The sequence below is a fragment of the Leisingera sp. ANG-S5 genome, assembly GCF_000813925.1.
In the GTDB taxonomy this organism is placed as follows: Bacteria; Pseudomonadota; Alphaproteobacteria; order Rhodobacterales; family Rhodobacteraceae; genus Leisingera.
In genome coordinates, this window is sequence record NZ_JWLH01000013.1 from 24,567 (window position 1) to 33,088 (window position 8,522).

9 protein-coding genes are annotated in these 8,522 nt (G+C 65.9%); 5 read left to right on the forward strand and 4 right to left on the reverse strand.

Annotated features, from left to right (window positions below):
- Positions 1-2: 2 nt before the first annotated feature.
- Entirely contained in the window at positions 3-866 is an 864-nt protein-coding gene (locus tag RA25_RS17965; RefSeq protein ID WP_039174240.1) for an ABC transporter six-transmembrane domain-containing protein, read from the forward strand.
- A 46-nt stretch (positions 867-912) separates the two neighbouring features.
- Here the strand turns inward: RA25_RS17965 and RA25_RS17970 are convergent, their stop codons facing one another.
- Complete coding sequence (locus RA25_RS17970) at positions 913-2,211, reverse strand: replication initiation protein (RefSeq protein WP_039152088.1); 1,299 nt, start codon at positions 2,209-2,211, stop codon at positions 913-915.
- 591 nt (positions 2,212-2,802) lie between these two features.
- Here RA25_RS17970 and RA25_RS17975 point away from each other — a divergent pair.
- From RA25_RS17975 to RA25_RS17985, 4 genes are all read left to right on the forward strand, one after another.
- Positions 2,803-4,227: an AAA family ATPase gene (locus tag RA25_RS17975; protein WP_039138054.1), complete on the forward strand. Its 1,425-nt coding sequence runs from the start codon at positions 2,803-2,805 to the stop codon at positions 4,225-4,227.
- Positions 4,205-5,296: a ParB/RepB/Spo0J family partition protein gene (locus RA25_RS17980; RefSeq protein ID WP_019296468.1), complete on the forward strand. Its 1,092-nt coding sequence runs from the start codon at positions 4,205-4,207 to the stop codon at positions 5,294-5,296. The genes RA25_RS17975 and RA25_RS17980 overlap by 23 nt, the downstream gene beginning before the upstream one ends.
- Before the next feature lie 370 nt (positions 5,297-5,666).
- Positions 5,667-5,846, forward strand: coding sequence for a hypothetical protein (locus RA25_RS22800; protein ID WP_152612233.1), 180 nt, complete (start codon positions 5,667-5,669; stop codon positions 5,844-5,846).
- Positions 5,843-6,910 (forward strand): helix-turn-helix domain-containing protein, encoded by a 1,068-nt coding sequence (locus RA25_RS17985; protein WP_039174242.1) that lies wholly within the window; start codon positions 5,843-5,845, stop codon positions 6,908-6,910. The genes RA25_RS22800 and RA25_RS17985 overlap by 4 nt, the downstream gene beginning before the upstream one ends.
- A 37-nt stretch (positions 6,911-6,947) precedes the next feature.
- Here the strand turns inward: RA25_RS17985 and RA25_RS17990 are convergent, their stop codons facing one another.
- The 3 genes from RA25_RS17990 to RA25_RS18000 form a co-directional block, all read right to left on the reverse strand.
- Positions 6,948-7,781: a TonB family protein gene (locus RA25_RS17990; protein ID WP_039174244.1), complete on the reverse strand. Its 834-nt coding sequence runs from the start codon at positions 7,779-7,781 to the stop codon at positions 6,948-6,950.
- Entirely contained in the window at positions 7,778-8,161 is a 384-nt protein-coding gene (locus RA25_RS17995; protein ID WP_039174246.1) for an ExbD/TolR family protein, read from the reverse strand. The genes RA25_RS17990 and RA25_RS17995 overlap by 4 nt, the downstream gene beginning before the upstream one ends.
- Before the next feature lie 10 nt (positions 8,162-8,171).
- On the reverse strand, positions 8,172-8,522 hold a 351-nt coding region (locus tag RA25_RS18000; RefSeq protein ID WP_039174256.1), incomplete at its 5' end, for an ExbD/TolR family protein.

Consider the following 8,522-nt stretch of genomic DNA (forward strand, 5'->3'; position numbering starts at 1 on the left):
CGATGCTGGCTGACCGGGGTCTGACCCTTCTATCACTGCTGACGGTCTTCAAGGGCCGCATTGCGCTCACCTGGGCGCTGACGCTGGGCGAGGCCGCCCTGACCGCGCTTGTTCCGCTGTTCATCGGCTTTGCCATCGACGGCCTGCTGGGTGAAAATCCCCGCGCCCTGTGGCATCTGGCGGGCCTGCTGGCCGCGCTGGTTGCGCTTGGCGTCACCCGCCGTCTCTATGACACCCGCGCCTACGGCACCATCCGCGTCGAACTGGGCAAGGCGCAGGCGGCGCGCTCCGCCGCCCTGCCGGTCTCAGCCCTGAACGCCCGGCTGGACATGGGGCGCGAGCTGGTGGACTTCCTGGAAGACACCCTGCCCTCCGCGATGGCCGCAGGCGTGCAATTCGCGGTCTCCATCACGGTGCTGTTTGCCTTTGCGCAGCAGCTGGCCCTCGCTGCCCTGGCTGCCGCCTTTGGCATGGCCGCCGTCTATGCTCTGTTCCACCGCCGCTTCTTCCGCCTCAACGGCCAGCTCAACCAGCAGACCGAGCGCCAGGTCGGCGTGCTGGAGAAACGCGCACAGGGGTCAACGCTGGCCCATCTGCGGCGCCTGCGCCGCTTCGAGGTGCAGCTGTCGGATGCCGAGGCCATCCTCTACGGCGCGGTCTTTGCCCTCCTGCTGGCGCTGATCCTGTTCAATCTCTGGTTCGCCGCCGCGATGATGACAGTCACCGCCGGCGCAGTGTTCTCGATTGTCGCCTATTCCTGGGACTTTGCCGAGGCCTCGCTCAGCCTGCCGGTCACCCTGCAAACCTGGTCACGCCTGTCTGAAATCACGGCGAGGCTGAACCGGGCCCCCGGGCGCGCGTCCTGAAATCCGGCTCCAGCTGCCGGGCAGCCGGGGGTGGCATCCCTGCCGGCTATTGCCCGCTTTCCAGCTCCGCCAGATCCTCCAGCGCACCGGGGATCAGCTCTTCCCAGAACTCCGCCATCGGTCCCGCCAGCAGCGCCGCACTCCAGCCGCGGTTGCGGAATTCCTCGCGGTCGATCTCATCCTCCAAGCGGCTCAGGAACAGCCGCTTGTCGGCGTCCCGCTGGGTGGGCGAGCGCCCCGCCGCCAGCTCCCGGATCCGCTCCAGCTTCTGCGCGCGCAGGGACCGTTCCCGCGCCTTGGCCGCATCCTCTGCCGCCGCTGCCCGCGCCGCCTCGGCCTCTGCCGCCTTGCGCGCCTCTGCCGCGGCCAGCACCTCCGGCGACACCGCCTTGGCCGTTTCGGCCGGCGCATCCTTGTAGTCGTCCCGCAAGGCCGCACTCAGGTAGCGCACCGGGCTGTCGACGCCCTTGCGCCCCTTCAGATAGCCGACCTTCTCGGCGACATAGTCCTCGCCATGCTCGGCGATCCACTGCCGCGCCAGCCGGTCGCTGACCCCCAGCTCCATCAGCTGGGTATAAACAGCCCCCTGCCGCACCCCTGCCCCGTCGTCGATATCCAGCATCGCCAGCTGCGGGTTCTCCTTGATCAGGAACCGCACCTCCGCCACCTGCCGGCCCATCTTCTTGAACTCCGGTGTCAGCAGAATGTTGGAGGTCTTGTTCACCTCCGCCACTGCCGGCTTGATGATCTTGGCATTCAGATGCTTGAAGCTCTCGTAATAGGCGCTGCCATCCACCCCCATCAGGCGGCGGAACAGCGCAATGTCCCACCAGCCGGTCGATCCCGTCCGCACAAAGCGGTAGCAGTTTTCATAAAGCGCCAGCGCATGGCCGCTGGTGAACCGCCGCTGGATGTTCAGATTGATCAGGGCAAAGACCTTGGGGTCATGCAGCTTCTCCGCCAGTGCGGGCGAATAGGCGTACTCGCAGACTCCGCCCGACAGCTTGGCGTAGGACAACAGGGAACTTACGCCCCACTCCTGACGCCCCTGCTCATCCAGCATGTCCCATTCCGCCACCGTTTCCGCCAGCGACCTCAGCGACTGCTTCAGCGTCTCCATATCGTTGGAATTGTAGCCCACCATCAGGCACAGTGTCTGCGCGTCGATCTGGTGCTTGGGCTTGGTGACCAGCGCGTCATAGGCATTGAGCAACAGCACGTTCGACAGCTTCCGCTGCAAGAGCGTCAGCTTGCCGGAGACATGGATCGCCGCCACGTTCTTCTTTACCGACCCCCGGCGCAGGGGGCCTGTCAGCTTGCTGTGCGGGATGTTATCAGCGTCCATCGCCCTGCCCTTTCGTCCCGCTTCGGCCTTTGCGACTCTCCGGGATCTGCTCTCGCGGTTACTATGACGGAAAAGGCACCCGTTCTCAATCCTGCTTTGGGCACCCTTTTACGGGAGAGCCCCGTCCCGCAAACGGGTACCTTTGGCATCCGCCCCTGAATTTCTGCGGAAATCCGTCCCCGAAATCCCGCTTTTCAGGCTAATCTGAGGCCGGAAACCGCCCGAAACCGGCCTTCTGAGTCGCGGGTGCCCCTCCTCCTGCGAATCGGAACCCTTCTTCCCGCAGACAGGTACCCATGATCCCGGAAACGGGTTCCTTTGGTACCGGAGACAGGTGCCCAAACACTCTTAACCGTATGAAATATAACGGATTACCTGACCTAAAGACTCTAAACTGAATCAAAGATTCACAACATTTCAACCTGTTTGTGCCATAGTAATTTTTGGGGAAAAGACTCATATTATCCGCGGGATACGGACGGCAGCGGAAAACAGATGCGCTGTCAGATAATGATTCACTCTCTGCCCAGGATGTGCGACAAAAACCGGGATAACACGCCAAACAGGCGATATACCCGAGGCATAAGGCACATGGCAAAGAAACCTGATACCCCCCTGCCCCCCTATTTCAACCTGGATCCGGAGGCTGCAGCGGCCAAGCTCGGTGAGCTGGTCGACACCGCCAGATTCGCCAAGGCAGCCGCATTTGCAGGGCGCGGCCGCGATGATCTGGCCAAGCGCGGCTACGCTCCAGACGGGCGCAAGCGGCTGCGCAAGTTCTCCACCTGGGAGATCACCCGCTACCTGATCCCGGTGGCCCCCGCCCACCTGCGCCGGGTGCTGAACAAGAACCCCGACCTGCCCCAGGGCGAAGGCGCCAGCGGCTCCAAATGGTTCACCCTGGAGGAGGTGCTGAAACTGCGCGACCATTTCGCGGAGGAAGGTATCTCCACCAAGGAGTACCGCCCCTACCGCCCCGAGGGCCTGCCCGCCAAAGTGGTCGCGGTTGCCAACTTCAAGGGCGGCGTCGGCAAGACCTCCACCGCGGCGCATCTGGCGATGTCGGCGGCGCTCGACGGTTACAAGGTGCTGGTGGTCGATCTCGACTCCCAGGGCTCGATGACCTCGATCCTCGGCGGCCAGGTGGCCGACGAATGGCAGACCGTCTTTCCCCTCCTCGCCCGTGATTATGCGGATGCGGTGGAGGCTGAGAACAAGGTCCGCGCCGCTTCCGGCCTCAACGCCATTCCGCTCGATGAAACCCTGACCGAGGCGAGGGAGGTTTCGCTGCGAAACGTGGTCCAGAAAACCCACTGGCCCAACATCGACCTGATCGGCGCGCAGCTGAACCTGTACTGGGCGGAATTCCAGATCCCGGTCTGGCGCATGGGCTTGCGCAACTGGGCGCTGTGGGACGCGCTGACCAATGCGCTGGACCAGGGCGGCGCGCTCGATGACTACGACATCGTGCTTTTGGATACGCCGCCTGCCCTGGGATACCTGACGATCAACGCACTGGCCGCGGCCGACATCCTGATGGTGCCGCTTGGCGCGTCGTTCCTGGAGTTCGACTCGACGGGCCGTTTCTTCGACATGCTTTATTCCACCTTCGCCTCTATCGAGGACGGCGAAAACGCCGGCCGCCGCCGCGCAGGGCTCCCCGAGATGAAGTTCGAATGGGACGTGGTCCGGGCCCTGATCACCCGCTTTGACGCCAGCCAGCAAAGCGATCTGGCCAATGTGATCCAGGCTTATTTCGGCGACATGATGAATGCCTACCGGCAGGATTACACCGCCATGGTCGGCCAGGCCGGCGAAAGCGTGTCCGGCATCTACGAGGCCGACTACCGCAATTTCAACCGCGAGACCTACGTGCGCGGGCGTGAAGTGTTCGACCGCACCTATGCGGAATTCAAGGAGCTTCTGATCGGCAGCTGGTGGCGCGATCAGCAGATGGAGCAGGCAGAACAGACCCAGAAAGAGGACAGAGCAGATGGCACGCCGCAGACAGCTTGAGACCCCTTCGCCCGAGGCGCTGAAGGAAATTGAGGCCGGCATTGACCGGGATCTGGCCCGCAGCCCAGGCCTGCGGCCGCCGATTGCCGACGTGGTGGCCGACGCGGCCCGCCACGCCGACCCGCTGCCCCAGGCCGACCGTGAGGCCATCGCCCGCGACAAGGCCGATGCCGAACGCCTGCGCGATGCCGAGGGCAAGGGCCTGGTGGCGGTGGAACTGCCGCTGGAGGACATCACCGCGGATGCTCTGAACCGGGACAGAATTGAACTGGACGAGGAAGAGATGCAGGAGCTGATGACCTCGATCTCGGTCAACGGCCTGCGCCTGCCGATCGAAGTCTTTGAACCGCTGAACCCAGAGGATGCGGGAAAATTCGCGCTGGTCTCCGGCTACCGCCGCCTGACTGCGCTGCGCCGTCTCAACGCGGTCAGCGGCGGCGACCGGTTCCAGACCATCCCGGCCTTCATCCGCGAACCCGGCAGCATCGCCAATGCGCTGGTCTCGATGATCGAAGAGAACGAGATCCGCTCCGGCCTCAGCCAGTACGAGCGCGGCCGGGCGGCGGCGTCGGCGGTGCATGACGGTATCTTCGCCAGCGTCGACGAGGCGGTGGCGGTTCTGTTCCAGCACGCCTCCAAGGCCAAGCGCTCCAAGATCCGCTCCTTCGCGGTGATCCACGAGGAGCTCGGCGATATGCTGAGCCACGGCACCGGCCTGAATGAACGCCAGTGCCTGCGCCTGGCCGGCGCCTTGAGGACGGGTGCGGCAGAGCGTCTGAGAGCGGCGCTGGAGCGGGCAGGCGGACGCTCCGCAGCGGAGGAATGGGAGGCAATGGTTCCGGTCATCGAAAGCACCGAAGGCGAACCGCTGGACCCCAGCCGCGGCGGCCGTCCCAAGACCGCAAAGAAGGTCGAAAAGGCCCGCCGCACAGAGGTTGCCCGCGGCATCACGATCGAACGTGAGTACGGCCCCGCGGGTTATGCCATCCGCTTCTCCGGCAGCGAGGTGACACAAGAGCTGGTGGACACGGTAATGGACAACGTCCGGCACCTGCTGGAACACGGCTGACAAGCCGACCCCCAAGACAGGTTTCGCAGCGAAACCCCGGCCCGATGGGCCGGGGTTTTTCTTTGCCGGCCCGGCCCGGTCATTCCGGCACCTGTCCCGGAGGTTTCGCAGCGAAACCCTGTCTGGAGGAGCGCGCAGGGCAGGGGGAAACCCCGGCGGTTGTTCAGTTTACTTCCGCCTTCAGGCTCGCCGGCTGGATCGGCTTTTGCGCAGGTTTCGCAGCGAAACCTTCCGGGGGCAGGAGAGGCTACTGATTCATTTTGCCCGGGCCGCGAGCGGTTCCCGGGCAGCCTCAACCTTAGCCTTGGCGGCGCAGAGGTTTCGCTGCGAAACCTCCGGACTGAAGCGCGAGCCTTGCCGGGGAGATGGGATGACCCGGACCGCTGCTGCCATGAAATGGACCTTCGGGCGTTGCTTGTTAGAGGTCCGGTTTGCGGCTGTCTCTTGCTTCGCAGCGCGCTTCGGTGCGGCAAGGGGGATCGGGTGGTTTTCAACGGAAAAACAAAAAGCCTTGGGTAATGTGCAAAATTATCATATTTTGCATTTATGAAACCGAACCCTTTTGAAACCAAAGGCGCTGCCGGGGCGGCCGCTGACAGCCCATTCGACGGTGAAACCGGGGAGGAGGACCTGTGGTTCCTGCCTGGACCGCCGGAGGAGGAGGTGGATTTCCTGCCGCCGCTGCCGCGCAGCGAGCCGGATGAACGGGCGCAGATTGCCGGCTGGGAACAGGCGCAGGCTGCGGAGGCGCTGCATCTGGCGCAGGCGGCAGTGCGGTTCGGCGCGCTGGATGAGCGGCTGCGGCGCGGCCCGGAGGGATGGCGGCACCGGCTGGCCCTGACAGAAGCGTCAGAGCTGAGCTGGCTGTCCGGCGACCGGATCTCTGCCGACCGGCTGGGGCTGTGGCAGGCGATGCGGATCAGCGCTGCCGGGGAGGACACCGCGGCGCTGCAGCGCACTGCCTGGGCGTTGCGGCGGCTGTCGGGCGGTCCTGGGCCAGGGGCGGACATCGCCGGGTTTCTGGGCCGTCACGAGGCCCGCGGGGATGACCCCCTGACCGGCAGGATCGCAGGTTGGAATGCGATTATGAAAGCGGCCTCGTCCCTGCATCCGATTGTCCGTGCGTGTTTCGCCTTTCACCTCTGGCCGCTGGCCGGGATCGGACCTGAGGGCGATGTTCTGGAGGGCGCGGTGATCGCTGCGCGCATGTCGGCGGGCGAGGGGCAGGACGGCGCCCTGTTTGCGCCGCTGCTGATGAGCGGGGCAGGGGGGCTGCGCGGCGGCGGGGCGCCGCAGGAGCGGCTGCAGCGCTGGCTGCAGGCGGTGGACCAGGGGATCCTCCGCGCGATGCGGCATCTGGATCAGCTCGACCGGTGGGAAGGCGATGCCCGCCGCTGCATCAAGCCGCTGTCGGGCCGCACCCCGCCGCGGCTGATTGAAGTGTTCCGCAGCTGGCCGATGGTGACGGCGCCGCTGGCCGAAGAACTGACCGGCGTCAGCCGCGCGGCGGTGCAGCGCAACATTGCCTGGTTCGAAGCGCAGAACCTGGTGCAGGAAGTAACGGGGCAGGGCCGGTTCCGTGTCTGGCGGGCCGCCTTGAACGCCGGGGCCTGAGCGGGCCTGCGTCAGGGCGCGCGCTCAGGCAGCGGTTCTATTTGGTGAAACTGATGGGCAGGCTGAGGCGGATCTGGCTGGCCTGCAGTTTTTTCGGCGCGGGCGGGAAGTTTCCGGCGCGGGCAACGGCGGCCAGGGCTGCCTGATCAAACGCGGCTATCCCTGACGATCTGGCGACGCGGTGGTCCAGCAGGCGGCCATCGCGGGCAACTGTCAGGCGCAGCACCACCTGGGCCTGGCCCTTGGCGCCGGAGGGGTAGCGTTTGCGCCGTTCGATGCGGGCGCGGATCTTGTTGCCCCAGACGTTGCGCAGCTTGGCTTCGCGGCCCGGGTTGGCGGTGGCGGTCCGGGCACCGCCGGATTGGCCCGCCTCGGCGCCGCCGCCAGATCCCGCCGCCCGCTGGGTCTGCTGGCCTGCAGAATTCCTGTTGGAGTTTGCCTTGGGGGCGGGTTTCTGCTGCGGCTCAGGGTCCAGCTTGGCCTGCGGCTCCGGCTTTGGCGCTGGTTTGCGCGGCTTTGGCGGCGGCGGTGGCGTGGTGTCCGCCTGCACCGGTTGGGCCGCAGCGGGCTGGGTTAGCGGGGCCAGCAGCGCGGCGCGCGGCGCCTGTGCCAGATCAAGCTGCGGCAGGGCAGGGGCCTGAACCCGGGGCAGGGGTTCTGCTTTCTGTGTTTCGATCTGCGGGGCCTCAGGCGGCTTCTGCCAGGCCTCGGCCATGCGGGCGACCTCGGCGCTGGCGGGCTGGAGCGAGACCAGCGCCTCGCCGCCCGCACCGCTGGATTGCGCGCCCTGCTCTGGCGCGCTGGCAAAGAGTGCTACGTGGATGAGGCCCGCGAGGCCCGCAAAGACAGTGAATTCAGCGGCGCGTTTCATCGGCGGTGCACCACCAGTTCGGCGCGGGACAGACCACCCTCTGCCAGCTGGCGCAGGATGCGGGCGAGGGTCTTGGCCTCCAGCCGTGCGTCGGCGCGCAGTTGCACGTTGGGATGGCCTGCACTGGCGGCGGCGAGGCGGGTGAGAGCGGCCTCATCCTCGGCCCCGTCGAAATACATCCGGCCGCCGGCACCGATGTAGAGCACCGGCTGGGCCTCTGGCGCGGTCTCGGAGGCAGCATCGGGCGGGGTTACGTCAAACGGGTCAGGCTGCGCCAGGCGCGAGGTCATCAGGAAGAAGATCAAGAGCAGGAACACCACGTTGATCATCGGCACGATGGATTCGGCGCGGGGGCGTTTAGGGGGATCGCTCAGGTCCATGGGCGTTGCCTCATTCCACCAGCACGACGTTGCTGAGGCCCGCTTGCTGCAGCAGGGCGGTGATGTCAGTGATGCGCTGCAGGCTGGCACCGTCGCGGCCCCTGAGAATCAGCATGTCGGCGGGGGATTTCATCAAGGGCGCCAGCGCCTGAGGGAGGTTCGCGTCCGCCACTGGCACGCCGTTTACATCCAGGTTGCCGGGTCCGACGCCAATGAGGCGCGGCGGGCCGTCGTAGCTGCCGCCCTGTCCGGCCAGCGGCAGTTGCAGCACCGTGTCCATGCCAAAGCGCGAGGCCAGCATGAAAAACACCAAGAGCAGGAACACCACGTCGATCATCGGCGTGAGGCTGGGCTTGCGCCG